The sequence below is a fragment of the Pseudomonas sp. GM17 genome (assembly GCF_000282175.2).
In the GTDB taxonomy this organism is placed as follows: domain Bacteria; phylum Pseudomonadota; class Gammaproteobacteria; order Pseudomonadales; family Pseudomonadaceae; genus Aquipseudomonas; species Aquipseudomonas chlororaphis.
Map to the genome: position 1 here is coordinate 5622365 of NZ_CP124732.1, position 23399 is coordinate 5645763.

23 protein-coding genes are annotated in these 23399 nt (G+C 61.7%); 19 read left to right on the forward strand and 4 right to left on the reverse strand.

Features of this window, described 5'->3' with window-relative positions:
• The first annotated feature begins 14 nt into the window (after positions 1–14).
• Entirely contained in the window at positions 15–641 is a 627-nt protein-coding gene (locus tag PMI20_RS24925) for a LysE family translocator (RefSeq protein WP_007921780.1), read from the forward strand.
• A gap of 184 nt (positions 642–825) precedes the next feature.
• On the opposite strand, the gene uraH is transcribed toward PMI20_RS24925, so the two are convergent.
• The gene (uraH, locus tag PMI20_RS24930) at positions 826–1179 is read right to left on the reverse strand and encodes a hydroxyisourate hydrolase (RefSeq protein WP_037033843.1); all 354 of its coding nucleotides are present in this window, start codon (positions 1177–1179) and stop codon (positions 826–828) included.
• A gap of 420 nt (positions 1180–1599) precedes the next feature.
• Here uraH and puuE point away from each other — a divergent pair, with 420 nt between their 5' ends.
• The 9 genes from puuE to PMI20_RS24975 all read left to right on the forward strand — a co-directional run bounded on the left by puuE (position 1600) and on the right by PMI20_RS24975 (position 10771).
• Positions 1600–2526: an allantoinase PuuE gene (gene puuE / locus PMI20_RS24935; RefSeq protein WP_007921782.1), complete on the forward strand. Its 927-nt coding sequence runs from the start codon at positions 1600–1602 to the stop codon at positions 2524–2526.
• A complete protein-coding gene (gene uraD, locus PMI20_RS24940; protein ID WP_007921783.1) occupies positions 2523–3038 on the forward strand; it encodes a 2-oxo-4-hydroxy-4-carboxy-5-ureidoimidazoline decarboxylase in 516 nt (171 codons plus the stop codon). The genes puuE and uraD overlap by 4 nt, the downstream gene beginning before the upstream one ends.
• A gap of 77 nt (positions 3039–3115) precedes the next feature.
• Positions 3116–4111 carry an allantoicase gene (gene alc / locus PMI20_RS24945; RefSeq protein WP_007921784.1) on the forward strand — a complete coding sequence of 332 codons (996 nt, stop codon included), beginning with the start codon at positions 3116–3118 and terminating at the stop codon, positions 4109–4111.
• A gap of 150 nt (positions 4112–4261) precedes the next feature.
• The gene (locus PMI20_RS24950) at positions 4262–4765 is read left to right on the forward strand and encodes an ureidoglycolate lyase (protein WP_007921785.1); all 504 of its coding nucleotides are present in this window, start codon (positions 4262–4264) and stop codon (positions 4763–4765) included.
• Between the two features lie 51 nt (positions 4766–4816).
• Complete coding sequence (locus PMI20_RS24955) at positions 4817–6136, forward strand: urate hydroxylase PuuD (protein ID WP_101338764.1); 1320 nt, start codon at positions 4817–4819, stop codon at positions 6134–6136.
• A gap of 178 nt (positions 6137–6314) precedes the next feature.
• Positions 6315–7673 (forward strand): nucleobase:cation symporter-2 family protein, encoded by a 1359-nt coding sequence (locus tag PMI20_RS24960; protein ID WP_007928763.1) that lies wholly within the window; start codon positions 6315–6317, stop codon positions 7671–7673.
• A 145-nt stretch (positions 7674–7818) separates the two neighbouring features.
• Positions 7819–8604 carry an outer membrane protein OmpK gene (locus tag PMI20_RS24965; RefSeq protein WP_007928764.1) on the forward strand — a complete coding sequence of 262 codons (786 nt, stop codon included), beginning with the start codon at positions 7819–7821 and terminating at the stop codon, positions 8602–8604.
• Positions 8605–8988: 384 nt separating this feature from the next.
• The gene (locus PMI20_RS24970; RefSeq protein ID WP_007928765.1) at positions 8989–9774 is read left to right on the forward strand and encodes an outer membrane protein OmpK; all 786 of its coding nucleotides are present in this window, start codon (positions 8989–8991) and stop codon (positions 9772–9774) included.
• 142 nt (positions 9775–9916) lie between these two features.
• Complete coding sequence (locus tag PMI20_RS24975) at positions 9917–10771, forward strand: pirin family protein (RefSeq protein WP_007928767.1); 855 nt, start codon at positions 9917–9919, stop codon at positions 10769–10771.
• Positions 10772–10861: 90 nt separating this feature from the next.
• Here the strand turns inward: PMI20_RS24975 and PMI20_RS24980 are convergent, their stop codons facing one another.
• Positions 10862–12034: a patatin-like phospholipase family protein gene (locus PMI20_RS24980; protein ID WP_007928770.1), complete on the reverse strand. Its 1173-nt coding sequence runs from the start codon at positions 12032–12034 to the stop codon at positions 10862–10864.
• 193 nt (positions 12035–12227) lie between these two features.
• The gene (locus tag PMI20_RS24985; RefSeq protein ID WP_038576968.1) at positions 12228–13160 is read right to left on the reverse strand and encodes a lipid A biosynthesis lauroyl acyltransferase; all 933 of its coding nucleotides are present in this window, start codon (positions 13158–13160) and stop codon (positions 12228–12230) included.
• 121 nt (positions 13161–13281) lie between these two features.
• Between PMI20_RS24985 and minC the strand changes: the two genes are divergently transcribed.
• The 9 genes from minC (at position 13282) to PMI20_RS25030 (ending at position 22454) form a co-directional block, all read left to right on the forward strand.
• Positions 13282–14019, forward strand: coding sequence for a septum site-determining protein MinC (gene minC, locus PMI20_RS24990; RefSeq protein WP_037035302.1), 738 nt, complete (start codon positions 13282–13284; stop codon positions 14017–14019).
• 166 nt (positions 14020–14185) lie between these two features.
• On the forward strand, positions 14186–14998 hold the full coding sequence (minD, locus tag PMI20_RS24995; RefSeq protein ID WP_007928664.1) for a septum site-determining protein MinD: 813 nt from the start codon (positions 14186–14188) through the stop codon (positions 14996–14998).
• On the forward strand, positions 14998–15252 hold the full coding sequence (gene minE / locus PMI20_RS25000) for a cell division topological specificity factor MinE (RefSeq protein ID WP_007928666.1): 255 nt from the start codon (positions 14998–15000) through the stop codon (positions 15250–15252). Before minD ends, minE begins: the two co-directional genes overlap by 1 nt.
• A gap of 117 nt (positions 15253–15369) precedes the next feature.
• Positions 15370–16005 carry an RluA family pseudouridine synthase gene (locus tag PMI20_RS25005; protein WP_007928667.1) on the forward strand — a complete coding sequence of 212 codons (636 nt, stop codon included), beginning with the start codon at positions 15370–15372 and terminating at the stop codon, positions 16003–16005.
• 152 nt (positions 16006–16157) lie between these two features.
• Positions 16158–16994, forward strand: coding sequence for a hypothetical protein (locus PMI20_RS25010; protein ID WP_007928668.1), 837 nt, complete (start codon positions 16158–16160; stop codon positions 16992–16994).
• Between the two features lie 105 nt (positions 16995–17099).
• Complete coding sequence (locus PMI20_RS25015; protein WP_007928670.1) at positions 17100–18389, forward strand: M18 family aminopeptidase; 1290 nt, start codon at positions 17100–17102, stop codon at positions 18387–18389.
• A gap of 198 nt (positions 18390–18587) precedes the next feature.
• The gene (locus tag PMI20_RS25020) at positions 18588–18764 is read left to right on the forward strand and encodes a hypothetical protein (protein WP_007927853.1); all 177 of its coding nucleotides are present in this window, start codon (positions 18588–18590) and stop codon (positions 18762–18764) included.
• 78 nt (positions 18765–18842) lie between these two features.
• Positions 18843–20999, forward strand: coding sequence for a mechanosensitive ion channel family protein (locus PMI20_RS25025; RefSeq protein ID WP_007927851.1), 2157 nt, complete (start codon positions 18843–18845; stop codon positions 20997–20999).
• A 108-nt stretch (positions 21000–21107) separates the two neighbouring features.
• Positions 21108–22454: an amidohydrolase gene (locus PMI20_RS25030; protein ID WP_007927849.1), complete on the forward strand. Its 1347-nt coding sequence runs from the start codon at positions 21108–21110 to the stop codon at positions 22452–22454.
• 54 nt (positions 22455–22508) lie between these two features.
• Here the strand turns inward: PMI20_RS25030 and phnR are convergent, their stop codons facing one another.
• The gene (phnR, locus tag PMI20_RS25035; RefSeq protein ID WP_007927844.1) at positions 22509–23222 is read right to left on the reverse strand and encodes a phosphonate utilization transcriptional regulator PhnR; all 714 of its coding nucleotides are present in this window, start codon (positions 23220–23222) and stop codon (positions 22509–22511) included.
• Positions 23223–23399: the final 177 nt, after the last annotated feature.

The following is a 23399-nucleotide window of genomic DNA, read 5'->3' on the forward strand; positions in this document are numbered from 1 at the left end:
TAAGGAGAAAGGCAATGAGCGTGGAAACCTGGCTGCTGTTCAGCGGCGCGGCACTGGTGGTAATCCTGATTCCGGGCCCGCTGTCCCTGCTGATGATCAGCAACAGTCTGAATTACGGTTTGCGCCGGTCCTACCCGGCGTTTCTCGGCGGCGTGTTTGCCTCGATCTGCCTGCTGAGCGCCTCGGCCCTGGGCCTGGGCGCCCTGCTGCTGGCCTCGGAACAGCTGTTCAGCGCCCTGAAAATCGTCGGCGCGCTGTACCTGTTCTATCTCGCCTGGCAAAGCTGGCAGCAATCGCGGCAGCCGTCTCATGGCGCCGAAGTGCCCGAGGCCGCACCGAAACCACGCTTTCGCGCACTGTTCGGGCGCGCTTTTGTGCTGGGTGCCAGCAACCCGAAAGACATTCTGTTCTTCGCCGCGTTTCTTCCACAGTTTCTCAGCGCCGAGCAGCCCTTCCTGCCCCAGCTGCTGATCATGATCGCCACCTGGACCGTACTCGACCTGCTGTGCAAGCTGGCTTACGGCCTGGGTGCCCACGGCGCGGCGCGCTACCTGCGCAGCGGCAAGGGCCAGAGCTGGTTCAACCGGGTCAGCGCCGGGCTGTTCAGCGGCGCCGGTGCCGCGTCGCTGTTGAGCCGCTGAAAGCATCGCGGGCAAGCCTCGCTCCTACAGAAGCCAATCCTGTAGGAGCGAGCGGGCGGCGATCCGACTTGCCCGCGATAGCGTCCTCACAAGCACCACCTTTCTGGGAACGAAAAAAAGCCCGCAGTGTGAGCGGGCGAAAGACCAAAGAAGCTATTTGCGCAGGCTTCGTGGGGGGAAAGTCCTAGCTTCCTCTGTAGGTCGAATAGCTGTAGGGCGAGATCAGCAGCGGTACGTGGTAATGCTCCTGCTCGGCCGAGATGCCAAAGCGCAGCACCACCACATCGAGAAACGCAGGTTCGGGCAGTTGTACGCCGCGGGCATGGTAGTAATCACCGGCATGGAATTGCAGCTGGTAAACCCCGGTGCGGTAGTCATCGCCTTGCAGCAGCGGCGCATCGCAACGGCCGTCGCTGTTGGTCAGGGCACTGGCGACCAGTTCCAGCTGCGTACCTTCGACCCGGTACAACTCGACCTTGATGGCGCTGCCTGGGCAGCCATGCGCGGCATCCAATACGTGTGTAGTCAAACGTCCCATTGATTCTGCGTGTCTGTGCGCGCTCACACGTCCAGACCTCGCGCCTCCTGAAGTCAGTTGATAAGGAGACCGCACCGTTTCGGAGCACGAAAGGATGCGGCGAGGAATTTATTAAGACACTTTTCAAAAAAATTGTACACAATAAAAATCACCCATTTCCGGGTACTTCGAACAAGCCCCCGTATTCCCTTGATCAGCGGCTACACCATGAAGACAGAAGACTTTTCATCCATTAGCTGACCAACCAGGCAGGTTTCTTGCAATACCCAGACACGAACACAATCGATGAAAAATGCAAAAAATCGGGCTTACAAACCGAATGAAAAGTTGTATACAATCAGTCCATCGCTGTGACGCCAGCCTGTCCTTCTCCCCAGGCCCCGCCACGCCACCGTTATCACGATAAGAAGGAAGACTGCAGTGAGCGCTGACTACCCACGCGACCTGATCGGTTACGGCTCCAACCCTCCTCACCCTCACTGGCCGGGCAATGCCCGCATCGCCCTGTCGTTCGTGCTCAATTACGAAGAAGGCGGCGAGCGCAATATCCTGCACGGCGACAAGGAGTCGGAAGCCTTCCTTTCGGAAATGGTCGCCGCCCAGCCCCTGCAGGGCGAACGCAACATGAGTATGGAATCGCTGTACGAGTATGGCAGCCGTGCCGGCGTCTGGCGGATCCTCAAGCTGTTCAAGGAATTCGACATTCCGCTGACCATCTTCGCCGTCGCCATGGCCGCCCAGCGCCATCCGGACGTGATCCGCGCCATGGTCGAGGCCGGCCACGAGATCTGCAGCCACGGCTACCGCTGGATCGACTACCAGTACATGGACGAGGCCCAGGAACGCGAGCACATGCTCGAGGCGATCCGCATCCTCACCGAAATCACCGGTGAGCGCCCGCTGGGCTGGTACACCGGCCGCACTGGCCCGAACACCCGGCGCCTGGTGATGGAAGAAGGTGGTTTCCTCTACGACTGCGACACCTACGACGACGACCTGCCCTACTGGGAAGCCAACAACCCGACCGGCAAGGCGCACCTGGTGATCCCCTACACCCTGGACACCAACGACATGCGCTTCACCCAGGTCCAGGGCTTCAACAAGGGCGACGACTTCTACCAGTACCTCAAGGATGCCTTCGACGTGCTGTACGCCGAAGGCGCCGAGGCACCGAAGATGCTGTCCATCGGCCTGCACTGCCGCCTGATCGGCCGCCCGGCACGCCTGGCCGCCCTGAAGCGTTTTATCGAGTACGTCAAAGGTCACGATCAGGTCTGGTTCACCCGCCGCGTGGACATCGCCCGCCACTGGCAGCAAACCCATCCGTTCCCGGGGGCGGCGAAATGAGCACCTTCCAAACCCTGAAACCCTCGACCCTGAGCCGCGACGCCTTCGTCAACGCCTTCGCCGACATCTACGAACATTCGCCATGGGTCGCCGAAAAGGCCTTCGACCTGGGCCAGGATGCCTCGATCGACCGGATCGACACCCTGCACCAGCGCATGAGCGACATCCTGTTGAGCGCCGACCACCAGAGCCAGCTGGCCCTGATCAACGCTCACCCGGACCTGGCCGGCAAAGCCGCCGTCCAGGGGCAACTGACCGCGGCCAGCACTGAAGAACAGTCTGGCGCGGGTATTCACCAATGCACGGCCGAAGAGTTCCAGCGCTTCACCGAGCTGAACGACGCCTACAAGGCCAAGTTCAAGTTTCCCTTCATCATGGCGGTAAAAGGCAGCAACCGGCATCAGATCCTCGCGGCGTTCGAAGCCCGCATCCACAACTCGGTGGACACCGAATTCAGGTGCGCGCTGGCGGAGATCAACAAGATCGCCCTGTTCCGATTACTGACTCTCTAGCAAGCCTGGCCCGAGTACGAAACGTACCCAGGGCCCTGCAAGCATCCCAAGCCACTCTATAAAGGCAGACAAGAAGAATGAAAGCTTACGCCGTACCTTTCGAGAAGTTCGTCAACCTGGCCGACGCCCGCCTGGGCACCAAGATCATTTCGGTGACCGATGACTGGTTCGCTGACGCCAACCGTCTGTTCCAGCCGACCCCGGCCGTATGGAAGGAGGGCGTTTTCGATGACAACGGCAAGTGGATGGACGGCTGGGAGTCGCGCCGCAAGCGCTTCGAAGGCTACGACAGCGCGGTGATCCGCCTGGGCGTGCCTGGCCAGATCAAAGGCGTGGACATCGACACCTCATTCTTCACCGGCAACTTCCCGCCATCGGCCTCCCTGGAAGCCTGCTTCCTGGCCGAAGGCGAACCGAATGAAAACACCCAGTGGGTGGAAGTGCTGTCGGCCGTCGAGCTGCAAGGCAACAGCCACCACTACCACGAGATCAGCAACGACCAGGCGTTCAGCCACCTGCGCTTCAACATCTACCCGGATGGCGGCGTGGCCCGCCTGCGCGTGTATGGCATTCCGTACCGCGACTGGTCGGCGGTCGGCGACAACGAGCAGATCGACCTGGCAGCCGCCCTCAACGGCGGCCGCGCCCTGGCCTGCTCCGACGAACACTTCGGCCGCATGAGCAACATCCTCAACCCGGGCCGCGGCATCAACATGGGCGATGGCTGGGAAACCGCACGCCGCCGCACGCCAGGCAATGACTGGGTGATCGTCGCCCTGGGCCATCCGGGCGAGATCGAGAAAATCATCGTCGACACCCTGCACTTCAAGGGCAACTACCCGGACAGCTGCTCGATCCAGGGCGCCTTCGTCAAGGGCGGTACCGACAGCCAGATCGAAACCCAGTCGCTGTTCTGGCGTGAACTGCTGCCGAGCCAGAAGCTGGAAATGCACGCCGAACACACCTTCGCCGAGCAGATCAAGGCCCTGGGCCCGATCACCCATATCCGCCTGAACGTGTTCCCGGACGGTGGCGTCAGCCGCCTGCGGATCCTGGGCAAGGTCGCTCGGTAATGCCGAGCCTGTAGGTGTAGGAGCGAGCTTGCTCGCGATAGCGTCAGACCGGGCGATAGATGAACACCGGACAACCGCATCGCGAGCAAGCTCGCTCCTACAGGACAGCACAAGACGACAACAACGAATTCACAGATTAAGAAGAACAGCATGCGCACATTGATGATCGAACCGCTGAGCAAAGAAGCCTTCGCCCCCTTCGGTGACGTGATCGAAACCGACGGCAGCGATCACTTCATGATCAACAACGGTTCGACCATGCGCTTCCATCGTCTGGCTACCGTGGAAACCGCCACGCCGGACGACAAGGCGATCATCAGCATCTTCCGCGCCGACGCGCTGGACATGCCCTTGACCGTCCGCATGCTGGAGCGCCATCCGCTGGGCAGCCAGGCTTTCATTCCGCTGCTCGGCAATCCCTTTCTGATCGTGGTCGCGCCACTTGGCGATGCACCTGTATCGGGCTTGGTCCGCGCCTTTGTCAGCAATGGCAGGCAGGGCATTAATTACCATCGCGGCGTCTGGCACCACCCGGTGCTGACGATCGAAAAGCGGGATGACTTCCTGGTGGTTGATCGCAGTGGCACAGGCAACAACTGCGATGAGCATTTCTTTGAAGAGGATGAGTGTTTGATCCTCGCCCCCCACCAATAAGAGAAGGTCTGATCACCCGAAAACAAGGGTGACAGACGAGAGGTAAAGACTGTGGAAGCACATCTGTTGGAATGGCTCAACCTGAGCGTGCGTTGGGTTCACATGATCACTGGCGTGGCCTGGATCGGCGCGTCGTTCTACTTCGTCTGGCTGGAAAACAACCTCAATCGCGTCAACCCCAAGGACGGCCTGTCGGGCGACCTCTGGGCAATCCACGGTGGCGGCATCTATCACCTGGAAAAATACAAACTGGCCCCACCGTCCATGCCGGAAAACCTGCACTGGTTCAAATGGGAAGCCTACTTCACCTGGATGTCGGGGATCGCCCTGCTGTGCCTGGTGTTCTACTACAACCCGATGCTCTACCTGGTAGCGCCCGGCAGCGGCCTGACCGGCCCTGAAGGCGTGGCCATCGGCATCGGTTCGCTGATCGCCGGCTGGTTTGTCTACGACTTCCTCTGCGATTCGCCCCTGGGCAAGAAACCTGCCCTGCTCGGCTTCATCCTGTTCGTACTGTTGATCGCCGCGGCCTATGGCTTCAGCAAGGTGTTCAGCGGTCGCGGCGCCTACCTGCACGTCGGCGCCATCATCGGCACCATCATGGTCGGCAACGTGTTCCGCATCATCATGCCGGCCCAGCGCGCGCTGGTGGCCGCCATCGCGGAAAACCGCACACCGGACCCAACCCTGCCGGCCAAGGGCCTGCTGCGTTCGCGCCACAACAACTACTTCACCCTGCCCGTGCTGTTCATCATGATCAGCAACCACTTTCCGAGCACCTACGGTAGCCAGTACAACTGGTTGATCCTGGCCGGGATCGCGGTGCTGGCGGTACTGGTGCGTCACTACTTCAACACCCGCCACGACAGCCACAAGTTCGCCTGGACCCTGCCGGTCGCCGCCCTGGGCATGATCTGCCTGGCCTATGTCACCGGCCCCGCGCAAATGGCCAACAGCCCGGAAGTGGCCAAGGCGCCGGCGAAGATCGAGTACCAGCCACTGCCGGAAACCGCCATTGGCGGTGGCGCCAAGCCTGAAACCGCAGCAACTCCAGCAGCTTCGGCGACTCCCGAAGTGGCCCCGGCACAAGCGTCCACGGCAACCCAGGGCCCGAGCTTCGACAAGGTGCATAACGTGATCCAGGAACGTTGCACCGTCTGCCACTCGGCCAAGCCCACCAGCCCGCTGTTCAGTGCCGCGCCGGCCGGCGTGATGTTCGACACCCCGGAGCAGATCAAGCTCCAGGCCCCACGCATCCAGGCCCAGGCAGTCGCCAGCCAGATCATGCCACTGGGCAACATTACTCAGATGACCCAGCAGGAACGTGACCTGATCGGTGCCTGGATCAACCAGGGGGCACGCACCAACTAGTACCGCGATGCCCGACGACCGCTATCGCGGGCAAGCCTCGCGCCTACAGCATGTGTATTGCTTTTGTAGGAGCGAAGCTTGCTCGCGATCGACCGCCACGCGGTTGGCCTGCTGCAAAAAAGCTGTTCGCAACCACACAGCTTTCTAATCACAAGAATAAGAAGATCCGAGGTGTTGCATGTCCGCGTTAAACGAACCGCGCATCCCCGACGCACCCGCCATTGCGCGACTGCCCCTTTTGCAACTGATCCTGGTCGGGTTGCAGCATGTTCTGCTGATGTACGGAGGCGCCATCGCGGTGCCGCTGATCATCGGACAGGCCGCGGGTCTGAGTCGTGAAGAAATCGCCTTCCTGATCAATGCCGACCTGCTGGTCGCCGGCATCGCCACCCTCGTACAATCCCTCGGCATCGGCCCCATGGGCATCCGCATGCCGGTGATGATGGGCGCCAGCTTTGCCGCCGTGGGCAGCATGGTAGCCATGGCCGGCATGCCGGGCATCGGCCTGCAGGGGATCTTCGGCGCGACCATCGCCGCCGGTTTCTTCGGCATGCTCATCGCGCCCTTCATGTCCAAGGTGGTGCGCTTCTTTCCGCCCCTGGTCACCGGCACCGTCATCACCTCCATCGGTCTGTCGCTGTTCCCGGTCGCGGTGAACTGGGCGGGCGGTGGTAGCCACAATGCCGAATTCGGTTCCCCCATCTACCTGACCATCGCCGCGCTGGTGCTGGGCACCATCCTGCTGGTGCATCGGTTCATGCGCGGTTTCTGGGTGAACATTTCCGTGCTGATCGGCATGGGCCTGGGCTACGTGCTCTGCGGCCTGATCGGCATGGTCGACCTCAGCGACATGGCCCAGGCGCCCTGGGTGCAGGTGGTCACTCCGCTGCATTTCGGCATGCCGCAGTTCCATCTGGCGCCGATTCTTTCGATGTGCCTGGTGGTGGTGATCATCTTCGTCGAGTCCACCGGGATGTTCCTCGCCCTGGGGAAAATCACCGGCCAGGAAGTCACCCCGCGCATGCTCCGCCGTGGCCTGCTGTGTGATGCCGGCGCCTCGTTTTTCGCCGGTTTCCTCAACACCTTCACCCACTCTTCGTTCGCCCAGAACATCGGCCTGGTGCAGATGACCGGCGTGCGCTGCCGCTCGGTGACCATAGTCGCCGGCGGCCTGCTGATCGTACTCAGCCTGCTGCCCAAGGCGGCTTTCCTGGTGGCCTCGATTCCCCCGGCGGTCCTGGGTGGCGCGGCTATCGCCATGTTCGGCATGGTGGCGGCGACCGGGATCAAGATCCTCCAGGAAACCGATATCGCCGACCGGCGCAATCAACTGCTGGTGGCGGTGAGCATCGGCATGGGCCTGATTCCGGTGGTCCGTCCGGAATTCTTCGCCCACCTGCCCCTGTGGATGAGCCCGATCACCCACAGCGGAATCGCCATGGCCACCCTCAGTGCGCTGGCCCTGAACCTGCTGTTCAACATTCTGGGCGGCACCGAACGGGCCGCCAGCAACGCCCGACACGCCCACCAGCATTGAAGCCTGGACGGGGCGGCCCGACAGCCGCCCCTGCTTGACCGTCGATACCCGAAATACACGCACGACAGGCAGACCCGGCACCGCGCCCGGTCGCAGTCGGCGGCTGCCTGCGCCTTGACAATAAAAACAAACAGGGAGCAACACGATGAGACATGCACACGCACGCCTGCTGCTCGGCGGCGCACTGCTGGCCACGACCCAGGTCATGGCCGGCGACCTGCTGCTGTGGCAGACCAACAGCCTGACCTACCTGTACGGCAAGAACTTCGCGATCAACCCGTCGATCCAGCAGACGGTGACCTTCGAGCACGCCGACCGTTGGAAATACGGCGACACCTTCCTGTTCGTCGACAAGATTTTCTACAACGGCGAGGAAGACCGTAACAAAGGTCCCCACGCCTTTTACGGCGAGTTCAGCCCCAGGCTGTCGTTCGGCAAGATCCTCGACCGCTCATTCGCCTTCGGCCCGGTCAAGGATGTGTTGCTGGCCATGACCTACGAATATGGCGAAGGCGACAGCGAGGCCTATCTGATCGGCCCCGGTTTCGATCTGGCCGTTGCGGGCTTCAACTATTTCACCCTGAACGTCTATCGCCGCCAGACCGAAGGCCCGCGCCCCGGCGACGGTGTCTGGCAGATCACCCCTTCCTGGTCCTACAGCATCCCGCTGGGCCGTTCGAACCTGTTGATCGACGGCTATCTGGACTGGGTGGTGGACAACGACCGGAACGACCGCGGTACCTACCACGCTAACCTGCATATCAATCCGCAGATCAAATACGACCTGGGCAAGGCCCTGCGCCTGGGCGAAAAGCAGCTGTATGTCGGTCTCGAATACAGCTACTGGAAAGACAAATACGGCATTCAGAACAGCACCAACCTGGACACCAATCAGAACACCGCCAGCCTGCTGGTGAAGGTGCATTTCTAGAATGACCGGCAAACGTGCCCCAAAGTTGTTTCAAGTGCGCTATTGCAGAGCACTTGAGCAAGGCCGTGGGAGTCAGTATTCTCCGCGGCCGCCTGAATCCGGTGAAAAAAAAAGCCCGGATTTAAAACCTGACCGGAAAGCCAACTTATCCCGGCCTCCGGAAAGTACCAAGGCGTACCGAGTTAAAACCGAATTCACTCTCGATCGACTGTATTCGTACAGGCGCGTGGGAGTTTTTGCGCTTTTTTTTCGCCTTGGCTCAGCTCTTGCTATCAGCAACAAAGCTGACCGATCGGATGATTTTTCAGCCACTAAAAGGTGCCACACCAGAGCACCGGCTTTTAAAGAAAAACGTAGAACCACTTACTTTTTGGGAGCAACCGAATGAACCGCATCTGTAAAGGCCTGATGCTTGCCGGATCCTTGCTGGCAGGGGCCCAGGCCACCGCCGGCGACCTGCTGCAATGGCAAAACAACAGCCTGACCTACCTCTACGGCAAAGACTTCACGATCAACCCGCAGATCCAGCAAACCGTGACTTTCGAACATGCCGATGCCTGGAAGTACGGCGACAACTTCCTGTTTATCGACAAGATCTTCTACAACGGTAAAAAGGACGGCAACGTCGGCCCGAACACTTATTACGGCGAGTTCAGCCCGCGTCTTTCGTTCGGCAAGATCTTCGATCAGAAGTTGGAGTTCGGCCCGATCAAGGATGTATTGCTGGCCATGACTTACGAGTTCGGCGAAGGCGATAACGAGTCCTACCTGATCGGTCCGGGCTTCGACCTGGCAATCCCCGGGTTCGATTACTTCCAGTTGAACTTCTACAACCGCCAGACCGAAGGCAGCCGTGCCGGCGACAATGTCTGGCAGATCACCCCGGTCTGGTCCTACACCATTCCCGTGGGCCGTTCGGACATCCTGATCGACGGTTTCATCGACTGGGTGGTGGACAACGACAAAAACTCCAAAGGCGAGTATCACTCCAACCTGCACATCAACCCGCAGATCAAGTACGACCTGGGCAAGGCGCTGAAACTGGGCGACAAACAGCTGTATGTGGGTATCGAGTACGACTACTGGAAGAACAAGTACGGGGTCAAGGACACCCCGTATTTCGACACCGACCAGAACACCGCCAGCCTGCTGCTCAAGTACCACTTCTGATGCAGTGAGCGCCGTTCCCGTGCGGGTCGCGGGAACGGATTACATCGAATAAATCGATAGCAACGCGCCGATATTCGCAACCATCAATCAGTTGAGCTGGCATAGCATGTCGCTCATCCCAACCTGATCAGGAGTTGCATCGATGACTCAATTTCGCACAGTACTCAGCGTCCATACCGGCCAGCCCGCTTCGGACGGCGCCGGCGTCAGACTGACCCGGGTCTTCGGTGGCCAGGGTGTCGAGCGCTTCGACCCGTTCCTGATGCTCGATGAATTCGGCTCGGAAAACCCCGACGACTACATCGCAGGCTTCCCGCCCCATCCCCATCGCGGCTTCGAAACCGTCACCTACATGCTCGAAGGCCGCATGCGCCACGAGGATCACCTGGGCAACGTCGGCCTGCTGGAAGGCGGTGGCGTGCAATGGATGACCGCCGCCAAGGGCATCATCCACAGCGAGATGCCGGAACAGGAAGAAGGCGTGATGCGCGGCTTCCAGCTCTGGCTGAACCTGCCGGGCAAGCACAAGCTGGACAAGGCCAGCTACCGGGACATTCAACCCCAGGACATCCCCCGCCTGACCACCGCCAATGGCGTGGAAGTGGTGGTGATCGCCGGCCGCTTCGATGACGGCCAAGCGCAGCAGACCGGCGCCGTCGAACGGCCGGACACCGAGCCCCACTACTTCGACCTGCGCCTGCCTGCGGGCGCCAGCATCAGCCCGCGGCTGCCTGCAGGGCATCGGGCCCTGCTGTACGTCTATGAAGGTCAGATCGACCTGCCCGGGCATCCGCAACCGGTCGCCAGCAGCAAGCTGGTGCGCCTGTCCGACCAGGGCGAGATTCAGTTGAGCAGTGCCGCCGGCGCCCGCGTGCTGTTGATTGCCGGCAAGCCGCTGGGCGAGCCGATCGTGCAGTACGGCCCATTCGTGATGAACAGCCGGGAAGAGATCGAGCAGGCATTGCGGGATTTTCGCGATGACAAACTGACGGCCTGAGCATTGCCCTTAGAAACGCTATCGCGAGCAAGCTCGCTCCTACAAAGATAATGAATTCCCTGTAGGAGCGAGCTTGCTCGCGATGCTTTTTCAGGCCGTCTCGACCGCGGCCGCCAAGCCCAGGAACCGCCGCAGCTCGTCGCGCTTGGCCAAGGCATCGCTGCGCCCCAGCTCGATCAATTCGCTGCAATACCCCGCCTCGAACAGCAGGTAACTCAAGACCCCGGCACCGCTGGTCTTGGTCGCCCCCGGCCCGCGCAGGAACAGGCGCAATGCCGCCGGCAGCTCATGCCGGTGACGCGCGGCGATCTCGTCGATCGGCTGGCTGGGGGCGATCACCAGCACCTCCACCGGCGCCACGCCCAGGGTACGGACGGGCGTGCCCGACGGCAGCAGATGACTGAACTGGTTGAGTCGCTGCAAGAGCTCGATGTCGCTCTCCAGGCTGTCAATGAACGTACTGTTGAGCATGTGGCCACCGATCTGCGCCAGCGTCGGCTGCTGCCCGGTGTAGCTGCGTTGCTGGGGCGCCTGCGGATCGATGCCGCGGGGGTTGCCGCTGACCCCGACCACCAGCACCCGGCTGGCCCCCAGGTGCAAGGCCGGACTGATGGGCGCCGATTGCCGCACCGCGCCGTCGCCGAAAAACTCCTGGTCGATTTTCACCGGCGCGAACAGCAGTGGAATCGCCGAGCTGGCCAGCAAGTGTTCGACCGTGAGTTCGGTGGGCAGGCCGATACGCCGATGGCGCAACCAGGCCTCGATGGTGCCGCCGCCCTGATAGAAGGTCACCGCCTGGCCCGATTCATAACCGAAGGCCGTGACCGCCACCGCCTGCAGATGCTTTTGCGCAATGGCATGACGAATACCGGACAGCTGCAATTTATCGTTCAACAACTGCCGCAGCGGCGAGCTGTTGAGCAACGCCACCGGCACTTGCGCGCCCAGGCCGAGCAGGCTGTGGCCAACGAACCGGGTGGCCTGGCGGATCACCCCGGGCCAGTCGCTGCGAATCACCTGATGGCTGCGAAAACCCTGCCAGAACGCCGTGAGACGCTCGATGGCCGCGGTGAAATCCAGCGCGCCGCTGGCCAGGCTGACCGCATTGATCGCCCCGGCCGAGGTTCCGACTATCACCGGGAAGGGATTGCTCGCCCCCGCCGGCAGCAATTCGGCAATCGCCGCCAGCACCCCCACCTGATATGCCGCACGAGCCCCGCCGCCGGAAAGAATCAATCCTGTGACCGGTTCCGCTGGGCTCATCGCTACACTCCATGGCGCTGATAAAGGGCTTTCAATCTAGGCTCTGTACGAAAAGTGGCTACACTCGGCCATGCTGCGTTAAAAACAGGCTCGGAATGCTCATTTAGGCCCCTAAACTCCGCTTCCTCGCCTGTTTTTGCCTTGCCTGACCTTCGCTCGCCGACTTTTCGTCCTAGAGCCTAACGCGATAAATTCAACCGCGCTTCTTATACAGCTTCGGCTCGCCTGGCGGACGGCTCTTGAAGCGCCGGTGCGCCCACAGATACTGCTCCGGACACTCGCGCAGCACACCTTCGATCCACTGGTTGATGCGCAGGCAATCGGCCTCTTCGGTCTCACCCGGGAAATCCTGCAACGGCGGGTGAATCACCAGCCGATAACCACTGCCATCGGCCAGCCGCTGCTGAGTGAAAGGCACCACCAGGGCCTTGCCCAGCCGGGCGAACTTACTGGTGGCGGTGACCGTCGCCGCCTGGATGCCGAACAGCGGCACGAACACGCTCTGCTTGGCGCCGTAATCCTGGTCCGGTGCGTACCAGATGGCCCGCCCGGCGCGCAGCAGCTTGAGCATGCCGCGCACGTCTTCACGCTCCACCGCCAGGGAATCCAGATTGTGCCGCTCGCGGCCACGACGCTGGATGAAATCGAACAGCGGGTTCTTGTGCTCGCGGTACATGCCGTCGATGGTGTGCTGCTGGCCCAGCAAGGCGGCGCCGATCTCCAGTGTGGTGAAGTGCAGGGCCATGAGGATCACGCCCTTGCCTTCCAACTGCGCCTGCTTGAGATGCTCCAGGCCTTCGACATGGGCCAGGCGCGCCAGGCGCGGCTTGGACCACCACCAGCTCATGGCCATTTCGAAAAAGGCGATGCCGGTGGAGGCGAAGTTTTCCTTGAGCAGGCGCTTGCGCTCGGCGGCGGACTTTTCGGGGAAACACAGTTCCAGGTTGCGCTTGGCGATCCGCCGACGCTCACCGGCCACCCGGTACATCAGCGCGCCCAGGGCACGACCGATCCACAGCAGCAACGGATAAGGCAGTTGAACCACCAGCCATAGCAGACCCAGGCCCAGCCACAGCGGCCAAAAACGGGGATAAAGAAATGCAGCTCGAAAACGCGGGCGATCCATTACAGATTCCGGACAGACAACAAGGTCGCGCATTCTACATCGGTTCGACCCGGCTTGCGGCCCGCGGGCGTTCTCGTTATAAGTCTCGGCACTTTTAGTGACAAGCCGCTTTATGCCGACCATGAGCCAAACCGAATCGCAAGACCTGGATCCTGTGTTCCAGTTGAAGGGCAGCATGCTGGCCATCACCGTGCTGGAACTGGCCCGCAACGACCTCGAGGGCCTCGATCGCCAACTGGCGGCGAAGGTCGCGCAAGCCCCGAATTTCTTCAGCAACGCCCCGCTGGTGCTGGCGCTGGACAAACTGCCGGCCAGCGAAGGCGCCGTCGATCTGCCCGGCCTGATGCGCGTCTGCCGTCACCATGGTCTGCGCACCCTGGCGATCCGCGCCAGCCGCATCGAAGACATCGCCGCGGCGATCGCCGTCGATCTGCCCGTGCTGCCGCCTTCCGGCGCCCGGGAACGACCGCTGGAACCGCAGGAAAACGAAGCCCGGAAAAAGCCTGAAAAGCCGCCTGAGCCGACCGTCAAGCCCACCCGAATCATCACTTCGCCAGTACGCGGCGGGCAGCAGATCTATGCCCAGGGTGGCGATCTGGTCGTGACCTCCTCGGTCAGTCCGGGTGCGGAACTTCTGGCCGATGGCAACATCCATGTATACGGCCCGATGCGCGGTCGAGCGCTGGCCGGGGTCAAGGGAGATACCAAGGCACGGATTTTCTGTCAGCAATTGAGCGCTGAACTGGTGTCCATCGCCGGCCAGTACAAGGTTTCCGAGGACCTGCGCCGCGATCCGTTGTGGGGTGCCGGGGTCCAGGTCAGCCTGTCGGGTGACGTGTTGAACATCACACGTCTTTAACGGATACTGCCGCATTTTCCAAGCATCTCTAAAACGTAGCGAATACGGCTCAAACGAAGTAGGAGCAGGTGTTAACCGACCTCCAGCCAAGGCTGTCCGACTGCAGTAGTTTTCAAGAGATGTTTTTCAGGGGCTAAAAGTCCTTTTTCCTTAGGGGTGAAACACCTTGGCCAAGATTCTCGTGGTTACATCCGGCAAGGGTGGTGTGGGTAAGACCACCACCAGCGCCGCTATCGGTACCGGCCTCGCTCTGCGCGGCCACAAAACTGTCATCGTCGACTTCGACGTCGGCTTGCGTAACCTCGACCTGATCATGGGTTGCGAACGTCGCGTGGTGTATGACTTCGTCAACGTGGTCAACGGCGAAGCCAACCTGCAGCAAGCCCTGATCAAAGACAAGCGCCTGGAAAACCTCTACGTACTGGCCGCCAGTCAGACCCGCGACAAAGATGCGCTGACCCAGGAAGGCGTGGAAAAAGTGCTGATGGAGCTCAAGGAAACCTTCGAATTCGTGGTCTGCGACTCCCCGGCCGGTATCGAGAAAGGTGCTCACCTGGCCATGTACTTCGCCGACGAAGCGATTGTCGTGACCAACCCGGAAGTTTCCTCGGTACGTGACTCCGACCGCATGCTGGGCCTGCTGGCCAGCAAGTCCAAGCGCGCGGAGAACGGCGAAGACCCGATCAAGGAACACCTGCTGCTGACCCGCTACAACCCTTCGCGTGTCAGCAACGGCGAAATGCTTGGCGTCGAAGACGTCAAAGAGATTCTTGCAGTAACGCTGCTGGGCGTGATTCCAGAATCCCAGGCAGTACTCAAGGCTTCCAACCAAGGCGTTCCGGTGATTCTCGATGACCAGAGCGACGCCGGCCAGGCGTACAGCGATGCTGTCGACCGTCTGCTGGGTAAAACCGTGGAACACCGGTTCCTTGATGTTGAGAAGAAGGGATTCTTCGAGCGCCTGTTTGGAGGTAGGTAATGAATCTTTTTGACTTCTTTCGTGCCAGCAAAAAAGTAAGCACCGCGTCGGTAGCGAAAGAGCGTCTACAGATCATCGTGGCGCATGAACGCGGCCAGCGCACTACCCCTGATTACTTGCCTGCCTTGCAGAAGGAACTGGTGGAAGTCATCCGCAAGTACGTCAATATCGGGTCCGATGACGTGCATGTCGCCCTGGAAAACCAGGGCAGCTGCTCGATCCTGGAACTCAATATCACCCTGCCTGATCGCTGATCGATTCGGCTGGAGCCACGGCGGCTCGGTCCCTCGGTTTTTCTACAGGAGCACAGGTGCTCCTGTAGAAGCCGGGTCGATCGAGCCGCCGTTGGCGTTTGTTACGAGGCTGTTTTAATGCCGCTGTCGAATATCCGCATCATTCACCAGGACGCCGCCGTCCTGGTGGTGGACAAGCCCACCCTGCTGCTCTCCGTGCCCGGCCGGGCCGATGACAACAAGGATTGCCTGATCACCCGCCTGCAGGAAAACGGCTACCCGGAAGCCCGCATCGTCCATCGCCTGGACTGGGAAACCTCCGGCATCATCCTGCTGGCCCGCGACCCCGATACCCATCGCGAACTGTCCCGGCAATTTCACGACCGCGAGACCGAAAAAGCCTACACCGCCCTGTGCTGGGGCCAACCGGAACTGGACAGCGGCAGCATCGACCTGCCACTGCGCTACGACCCGCCGACCAAACCGCGGCACGTGGTGGACCACGAATTCGGCAAGAACGCCCTGACCTTCTGGCGAGTGCTGGAACGCTGCGGCGACTGGTGCCGCGTCGAGCTGACCCCGATCACCGGGCGCTCGCACCAGTTGCGGGTGCATATGCTGTCCATCGGCCACCCGCTGCTGGGCGACGGCCTGTACGCGCATCCGCAAGCGCTGGCCGCCTGGCCACGCCTGTGCCTGCACGCCAGCATGCTCAGCTTCACCCATCCGCAGAGTGGCGAACGCCTGCGCTTCGAGTGCCCGGCACCGTTCTGATCGAGAGCGGCCACCGTAGCGGGACGCCCCTCGATTGAGGGGCAAGCAGGAAAAATCTGATCAGAAATGAAGATTAATCTGAACAATTTGTTATGAATTTGTGAAAATAATATTAAAATAGTGGCTATTCGACATTAAGGCAGGAAGCCCTCGTGCTCAGCAGTCAGCCATTTCAACGCGATTACCCTTTCACCTTCTGCTTTCTGAATACCACCCTGCACCTTCGCGAAAAACCTTCGGCAGACGCCTGCACAGCCCTCGAGCAACTCATCCGCCAACGTCACGCCCACAAACAGACCCGCGCCAGCACCCCCTTGGCGACCGGCGAGACACCGCTGTTCGCCAAGGTGCAACCCCTGGATACGCTCAAGGCGAAAGTTCGCGTCACCCTGGGCAAGCCCCAGCGCAACGGCCGCTTCGACTGGCCGCTGGAAGAACTGATCAACACCGTCGAAGCCCAGCGACGCGGCGTACAGATGTCCGACCTTGAAGGATTCGGCTACACCCGGGATCGCTTGGGGCTGGTACAGGAATACTTCATCATTACCCGCCTGCTGGATGATTACGTCGACGGCGTACAGTGGTTGCGCAACAACCCGGACAAGATCGAGCCTTTTATCCGCGATGCATTCGGCCTGCTGCACTCCCTCGCGCAAAAGAACATCACCCACATGGATTTCTGGGCCGGCAACATCATGATCAGCCCCCAGGCTCCGCTCAAGGCCATCGACTTCGAGAACTGCTTCGCGACCATCACGCCCCATGCCAGCGAAACCCTGGGTTTTCAGTTGGGGTTCTTCTATCGCCGCGAAGTCTACAAACTGATCACCGAAGCGCAGTACGACGCGCTGGTGGAGGAGTACCTCGATCAACTGCCAGGCATTTGCGCAGAGAAATTCAATGAGGTTTACCAGGCCAGCAAGCATGAATATGTGGGTCGCAAGCAACGCCGCGAAGTGTTCCTCAAAGGCAACCTGATCACTGGTTGAGCCGTTTTCCCTGCCGCGATGAATGTTGTCTCCCTCAACGGCATTGCGCCTGCAATGCCGCGAGCCGATACGGTAAACTCGCGCCACTGCTGTCTGGAGTTACTTATGCGCGAAGAGTTGAACCAGGGCCTGATCGACTTCCTCAAGGCCTCCCCTACCCCTTTCCATGCAACCGCCAGCCTCGTACAACGCCTGGAGGCCGCGGGCTACCAGCGTCTCGACGAGCGCGAGCCGTGGACCACCGAAGCCAACGGTCGCTACTACGTCACCCGCAATGACTCCTCCATCGTGGCCGTCAAGCTGGGGCGGCATTCGCCTCTGCAAGGCGGGATCCGCATGGTCGGCGCGCACACCGACAGCCCGTGCCTGAGGGTCAAGCCGCAACCGGAGCTGCAACGCCAGGGCTTCTGGCAACTGGGCGTGGAAGTCTATGGCGGCGCCCTGCTGGCGCCCTGGTTCGACCGCGACCTGTCGTTGGCCGGCCGCGTCACCTTCCGTCGCGACGGCAAGGTTGAAAGCCAGTTGATCGACTTCAAGGCGCCCATCGCGATCATCCCCAACCTGGCGATTCACCTCAATCGCGAAGCCAACCAGGGCTGGGCCATCAATGCCCAGACCGAGTTGCCGCCGATCCTCGCGCAATTCGCCGGCGACGAGCGGGTCGACTTCCGCGCGGTGCTGACCGACCAGCTGGCCCGCGAACACGGCCTGAACGCCGATGTGGTGCTCGATTACGAGCTGAGCTTCTACGACACCCAAAGCGCGGCGGTGATCGGCCTGCACGGCGACTTCATCGCCGGCGCGCGCCTGGACAACCTGCTGTCCTGCTACGCCGGCCTGCAAGCCTTGCTCAACGCCGACACCGAGGAAACCTGCGTGCTGGTCTGCAACGACCACGAAGAAGTCGGCTCCTGCTCGGCCTGCGGCGCCGACGGCCCGATGCTCGAGCAAACCCTGCGCCGCCTGCTGCCCGAAGGCGACGAATTCGTGCGTACCATCCAGAAGTCGCTGCTGGTCTCGGCCGACAACGCCCACGGCGTGCACCCCAACTACGCCGACAAGCACGATGCCAACCACGGCCCGAAACTCAACGCCGGCCCGGTGATCAAGGTCAACAGCAACCAGCGCTACGCCACCAACAGCGAAACCGCCGGTTTCTTCCGCCACCTGTGCATGGCCGAGGAAGTGCCGGTGCAAAGCTTCGTGGTGCGCAGCGACATGGGTTGTGGCTCGACCATCGGCCCGATCACCGCCAGCCACCTGGGCGTGCGCACCGTGGATATCGGCCTGCCGACTTTCGCCATGCACTCGATCCGCGAACTGTGCGGCAGCCACGACCTGGCCCACCTGGTGAAGGTCTTGAGCGCGTTCTACGCCAGCCGCGATCTGCCGTAAGCCCCATGTAGCCGCTGCCGCAGGCTGCGACAAGCCCGAAGGGCTTCAGCGATCTCAAGATCCTGCGCCTGTTTTTACAGGTGATCGCAGCCAGCGGCAGCGGCTACAGGGTGCCGCAGCATTTCTGATGCACATCAACCCGAACCTCGCCAAAGCCACCTAGACTTAGGACTATCCCCTTCCGACAAGGCTGTCGCCATGATCTCGATGTCTTCGTTCCACGCCATGCTCATTCCCATTCTCTCGGGAATGATCCTGTTGGCCATCGGCTACAACTTCCGCGACAAGAACGCCGGCATCTTCAGCATGTGGGCCGGTATGCTGCTGATCCTCGGCACCGTGATCTACAAGATCCTCGCCAAACTCGCCGAATAAATCCGCCGTCCAGGCTCGCATTGGTATTGGCTGCCTCGTACACTCGGTCGATCCGCTTTTTCTGAGGTTGACCGCCCAGTGTTTGCTCGTCTTTCCGTTCTGCCCTACTGCCTGTTTCTCTGTCTCCTGACACTGTTGCCGCTGTCATCGGCCCAGGCAGTGGGCTTGCCGGGCCTGCTCAACAGCAGCAAAACCCAGCCACAAGCCGAGCAGCCCCTGGGGCAGTCGCTGGATGAAGTGATCAAGTCCCTGGAAAACGACCAGCAACGCACCCAGTTGCTGACCGACCTGAAAAAACTCCGCGACGCCACGAAGAAGGCCCAGACGCCCGCCGAAGAAGGCGTGCTCGGCCTTATCGGCGGCACCCTGTCCAGCTTCGAAAAACAGTTCTCCGGCGCCGACAGCCCGATCACTCGCTGGTCGAACGAATTCGATCAGGCCCAGGATGAACTGGCGGCCCTGATGCTGCCGGCCAGCGAATGGCTGCCGATCATCTTCGCCTTCGCCCTGATCCTGATGGTCTGGAGCCTTCTCGCCGCGGCGCTGATCTGGCTCAGCCACCGCCTGCGCGAGCGTTTCGGCCTCACCGAAGAACTGCCGCAACACCCCAAGACCTGGGACCTGCTGCGCTTCGCCCTGCGCAAACTGGGGCCCTGGCTGATCGCGTTGATCATGACCGTGTACATGACCTACAAACTGCCCTCGTCCCTGGGCAAGGACCTGGCCATGGTCCTGGCTTATGCGCTGGTGGTCGGCACCTGCTTCTCGGCGATCTGCGTGATCGCCTTTTCCGTGCTGGACGGTCCGAACCGTCACCGCGCGCTGTACATCCTGCGTCGCCAGGCTTTCCGGCCGTTGTGGCTGATCGGCAGTTTCGCCGCCTTCGGCGAGGCCTTGAACGACCCACGGTTGATCGCCAGCCTGGGCAGCCACCTGGCGCACACCGCGGCCACCTTCGCCAATGTGATGGCGGCCTTGTCCACCGGGGTGTTCATCCTGCGTTTCCGCCGGCCGATCGCTCACCTGATCCGCAACCAGCCGCTGTCCCGCCGCCTGACCCGCCGCGCCCTGAGCGACACCATCGAGATCATCGGCACCTTCTGGTATCTGCCAGCGCTGGTGCTGGTGGCCATTTCCCTGTTCGCCACCTTCATTTCCGCCGGCGACACCAGCACGGCCCTGCGCCAGTCGCTGATCTGCACCGTGCTGCTGGTGCTGTGCATGGTGATCAACGGCCTGGTGCGCCGCCATTCCCTCAAGCCCCAGCGCGGGCACAAGCGCCACGCCCTGTATTCCGAGCGCCTCAAAGGCTTCTTCTACACCCTCGCCCACCTGCTGGTGTGGCTGGTGTTCATCGAACTCGGCCTGCGGGTCTGGGGCATGTCGCTGATCCGCTTCACCGAAGGCGACGGCCACGAAATCAGCGTCAAGCTGTTCAGCCTCGGCGGTACCCTGCTGTTCGCCTGGCTGATCTGGATCCTCAGCGACACCGCGGTGCACCACGCCCTGACCCGCTCGCGCAAAGGCCTGGCCAATGCCCGGGCGCAGACCATGATGCCGCTGATCCGCAACGTGCTGTTCGTGGCGATCTTCATCATTGCCCTGATCGTCGCCCTGGCGAACATGGGCATGAACGTCACGCCGCTGCTGGCCGGTGCCGGTGTGATCGGCCTGGCCATCGGTTTTGGCGCCCAGTCGCTGGTGGCCGACCTGATCACCGGCCTGTTCATCATCATCGAGGACTCCCTGGCCATCGACGACTACGTGGACGTCGGCGGCCACCTGGGTACCGTCGAAGGCTTGACCATCCGCACCGTGCGCCTGCGCGATATCGACGGCATCGTGCACACCATCCCGTTCAGCGAAATCAAGAGCATCAAGAACTACTCCCGGGAGTTCGGCTACGCGATCTTCCGGGTGGCCATTCCGTACAACATGGACATAGACGAAGCCATCAAACTGATGCGCGATGTCGGCCAGAAGATGCGCACCGACCCGCTGCAACGGCGCAACATCTGGTCGCCGCTGGAGTTCCAGGGGGTGGAAAGCTTCGAGTCCGGCAACGCGATTCTGCGCGCCCGCTTCAAGACCGCGCCGATCAAGCAATGGGAAGTGTCGCGAGCCTTCAACCTGTCCCTCAAGCGTCACCTCGACGAAGCCGGAATGGACCTGGCCACGCCACGCATGAGCGTGCAAGTGATCACCGCCGGCGGCGGGCCCCAGCAAGAGGAGTAAGGCGTCCGGCCGCGTCTCGGCAAGGGCGCGGCCGCACTCTCCAGGGTTGGGGCGGTCACAGGTTCTGGCACCTGAGCAGCCCAACACTAATCATGGAGAGAGCCCCCCATGCAGCTATCCGCTATCGCCCAAGCCTGCCTGATCGGCGTCCTGGCCTTGTCCGGCCAGGCCGCCAACGCTGTCGACGACAGCCCCATGGAACAGGCCCGCCAGCACATCGCCGAACAGGCCAAGGCCCTGGAGCCAGTGCTGCTGGAAACCCGTCGCGATATCCACGCCCACCCGGAACTCGGCAACACCGAACAGCGCACCGCACAACTGGTAGCCACGCAATTGCGCGCCCTGGGCCTGGAGGTCAAGACCGGCGTCGCCCGCACCGGCGTGGTGGCGGTGCTCAAGGGTGCCCTGCCCGGCCCCACCGTGGCCTTGCGCGCCGATATGGACGCACTGCCGGTCAAGGAAGTCGCGGACCTGCCGTTCGCCTCCAAGGCCAAGGGGCGCTATCTGGACAAGGAAGTGGACGTCATGCATGCCTGCGGCCACGACGCCCACACCGCCATCCTGCTGAGCACGGCGAAAGTCCTCAGTGACATGCGCGAGCGCCTGCCCGGCACCGTGGTGTTCTATTTCCAGCCCGCCGAAGAAGGCCCGAGCGATTTCATCCCCGACGGCAAGAACACCTGGGGCGCGAAGATGATGGTGCAGGAAGGCGTGATGAAATCGCCCAAGCCGGACGCAGTGTTCGGCCTACATGTCTGGGCCGGGATTCCGGCCGGACGCATCGCCTACCGCCCGGGCCCGACCCTGGCCAGCTCCGACGACCTGCGCATCAGGATTCTCGGCAAGCAGACCCACGCCGGCCGCCCCTGGGACGGCATCGATCCGATCACGGTCGGTGCCCAGGCCATAGTCGGACTGCAGACCGTGGTCAGCCGCCGCACCGACATCTCGTCGTTTCCCTCGGTGGTCAGCATCGGCACCATCAACGGTGGCACGCGCTACAACATCATTCCCGAGTCGCTGGACATGAGCGGCACCATCCGCTCGTACGACTACGGCATTCGCCAGAAGCTGCACAGCGATGTGCGCCAGACCGTGGAAAAGATCGCCGAAAGCGGCGGCGCCAAGGCCGAGGTGAGCATCATCGAGAAGTACGACCCGACCATCAACGACCCGGCCCTGACCGAAAAGATGCTGCCGAGCCTGCGCTGGGCGGCCAGGGACGACGTGGTGCAAGGCCCGCTGGTGGGGGGCGCGGAAGATTTTTCCTTCTATGCCAAGGAGGCGCCGGGGCTGTTCGTGTTTCTCGGCGTGACACCGCGGGACCAGGACATGGCCAAGGCCGCGCCGAACCACAACCCGGGGTTCTTTGTCGATGAATCGGCGCTGGTGGTGGGCGTGCGTACCCTGGCGTCATTGACCACCGATTATCTGTTTGCCGGAGCCAAACCTTAAGGACTGGCCCCGGGCGTCATCACGAACAAGCTCGCTCCCGCACCGGGAGCGGGCTCAGGCCACATCGACACCGACATGGATCGCGTCGTGGCGCCAGAACTCCAGGTCGCAGTCGATCAGGCGCTGGTGCTGGTCGTAATTGACCCGGGCAATCCGCAACCCGGGGCTGCCGGCCGAAACCTTCAACGCCGCCGCGGCCTCCACCGGCAAGGAGGTCGGCACGATCTCGAAACGCACCCGCCCGTAATGCAGGTCGTAGTGCCGGGCATACAGCTCGGTGATCGACTGGTTCAGGTCGAACTCGAGAATACCCGGAAAGTACTGCGGATTGAGGTAGTGCTCGACATACAGCACCAGACGCTCGTCGATGCGCCGTACCCGACGGATCTGGATCACGCTGGACAGCGCCGGCAGTTGCAGCCAGGCACAGACCGCCGCTGAAGCCGGTTGCAGGCGCGCCGAAATCATCTCGGTCGACGGCACCCGCCCCTGGGCGCTGACCATCGCGTGAAAATGGCTGCGCTGCATCAGGTTGTAGGCCAGCCGTGGCGGCGAGACGAACCAGCCGCGCCGCTCCTCGCGGTAGATCTGGCCCTGGGCCTCCAACTGCAACAAGGCTTCGCGCACGGTAATCCGCGTAGTGCCGAACAACTCGCTGAGCTTGCGCTCGGCCGGCAGCTTGCTACCGGGTGCCAACAACCCGTGATCGATCTGTTCCTGCAGGACCTGCCCAATGGCTGTCACCGCCTTGACTGCCTCTTCGCGCATCAACGTTACCTATCTGGACTAGACCAGCACTGTTTCAGGGCAAAACGTGCCTGGGAAAAAGGCACTCAGCCTTCACCGAGAGCCTAGGCACTGCATATGACTGACAGATGACAACGCCGCCAAATCGCTGTGCCAGACACCTGCAATTGGCTGGCCAAGTCCTTTCATATCAGCTGT

Excerpts from the sequence above, each read along its gene's own strand:
- PMI20_RS24960 (WP_007928763.1), top strand. The coding sequence starts at position 6,315 with ATGTCCGCGTTAAACGAACCGCGCATCCCCGACGCACCCGCCATTGCG.
- PMI20_RS25015 (WP_007928670.1), top strand. The coding sequence starts at position 17,100 with ATGCGCGAAGAGTTGAACCAGGGCCTGATCGACTTCCTCAAGGCCTCC.
- minE (WP_007928666.1), top strand. The coding sequence starts at position 14,998 with ATGAATCTTTTTGACTTCTTTCGTGCCAGCAAAAAAGTAAGCACCGCG.
- PMI20_RS24980 (WP_007928770.1), bottom strand. The coding sequence starts at position 12,034 with ATGAGCCCAGCGGAACCGGTCACAGGATTGATTCTTTCCGGCGGCGGG.
- alc (WP_007921784.1), top strand. The coding sequence starts at position 3,116 with ATGAAAGCTTACGCCGTACCTTTCGAGAAGTTCGTCAACCTGGCCGAC.
- PMI20_RS24965 (WP_007928764.1), top strand. The coding sequence starts at position 7,819 with ATGAGACATGCACACGCACGCCTGCTGCTCGGCGGCGCACTGCTGGCC.
- uraD (WP_007921783.1), top strand. The coding sequence starts at position 2,523 with ATGAGCACCTTCCAAACCCTGAAACCCTCGACCCTGAGCCGCGACGCC.
- PMI20_RS24975 (WP_007928767.1), top strand. The coding sequence starts at position 9,917 with ATGACTCAATTTCGCACAGTACTCAGCGTCCATACCGGCCAGCCCGCT.
- PMI20_RS25005 (WP_007928667.1), top strand. The coding sequence starts at position 15,370 with ATGCCGCTGTCGAATATCCGCATCATTCACCAGGACGCCGCCGTCCTG.
- PMI20_RS24925 (WP_007921780.1), top strand. The coding sequence starts at position 15 with ATGAGCGTGGAAACCTGGCTGCTGTTCAGCGGCGCGGCACTGGTGGTA.
- PMI20_RS25030 (WP_007927849.1), top strand. The coding sequence starts at position 21,108 with ATGCAGCTATCCGCTATCGCCCAAGCCTGCCTGATCGGCGTCCTGGCC.
- uraH (WP_037033843.1), bottom strand. The coding sequence starts at position 1,179 with ATGGGACGTTTGACTACACACGTATTGGATGCCGCGCATGGCTGCCCA.
- PMI20_RS24970 (WP_007928765.1), top strand. The coding sequence starts at position 8,989 with ATGAACCGCATCTGTAAAGGCCTGATGCTTGCCGGATCCTTGCTGGCA.
- minC (WP_037035302.1), top strand. The coding sequence starts at position 13,282 with ATGAGCCAAACCGAATCGCAAGACCTGGATCCTGTGTTCCAGTTGAAG.
- PMI20_RS24950 (WP_007921785.1), top strand. The coding sequence starts at position 4,262 with ATGCGCACATTGATGATCGAACCGCTGAGCAAAGAAGCCTTCGCCCCC.
- phnR (WP_007927844.1), bottom strand. The coding sequence starts at position 23,222 with ATGCGCGAAGAGGCAGTCAAGGCGGTGACAGCCATTGGGCAGGTCCTG.
- PMI20_RS24985 (WP_038576968.1), bottom strand. The coding sequence starts at position 13,160 with ATGGATCGCCCGCGTTTTCGAGCTGCATTTCTTTATCCCCGTTTTTGG.
- PMI20_RS25020 (WP_007927853.1), top strand. The coding sequence starts at position 18,588 with ATGATCTCGATGTCTTCGTTCCACGCCATGCTCATTCCCATTCTCTCG.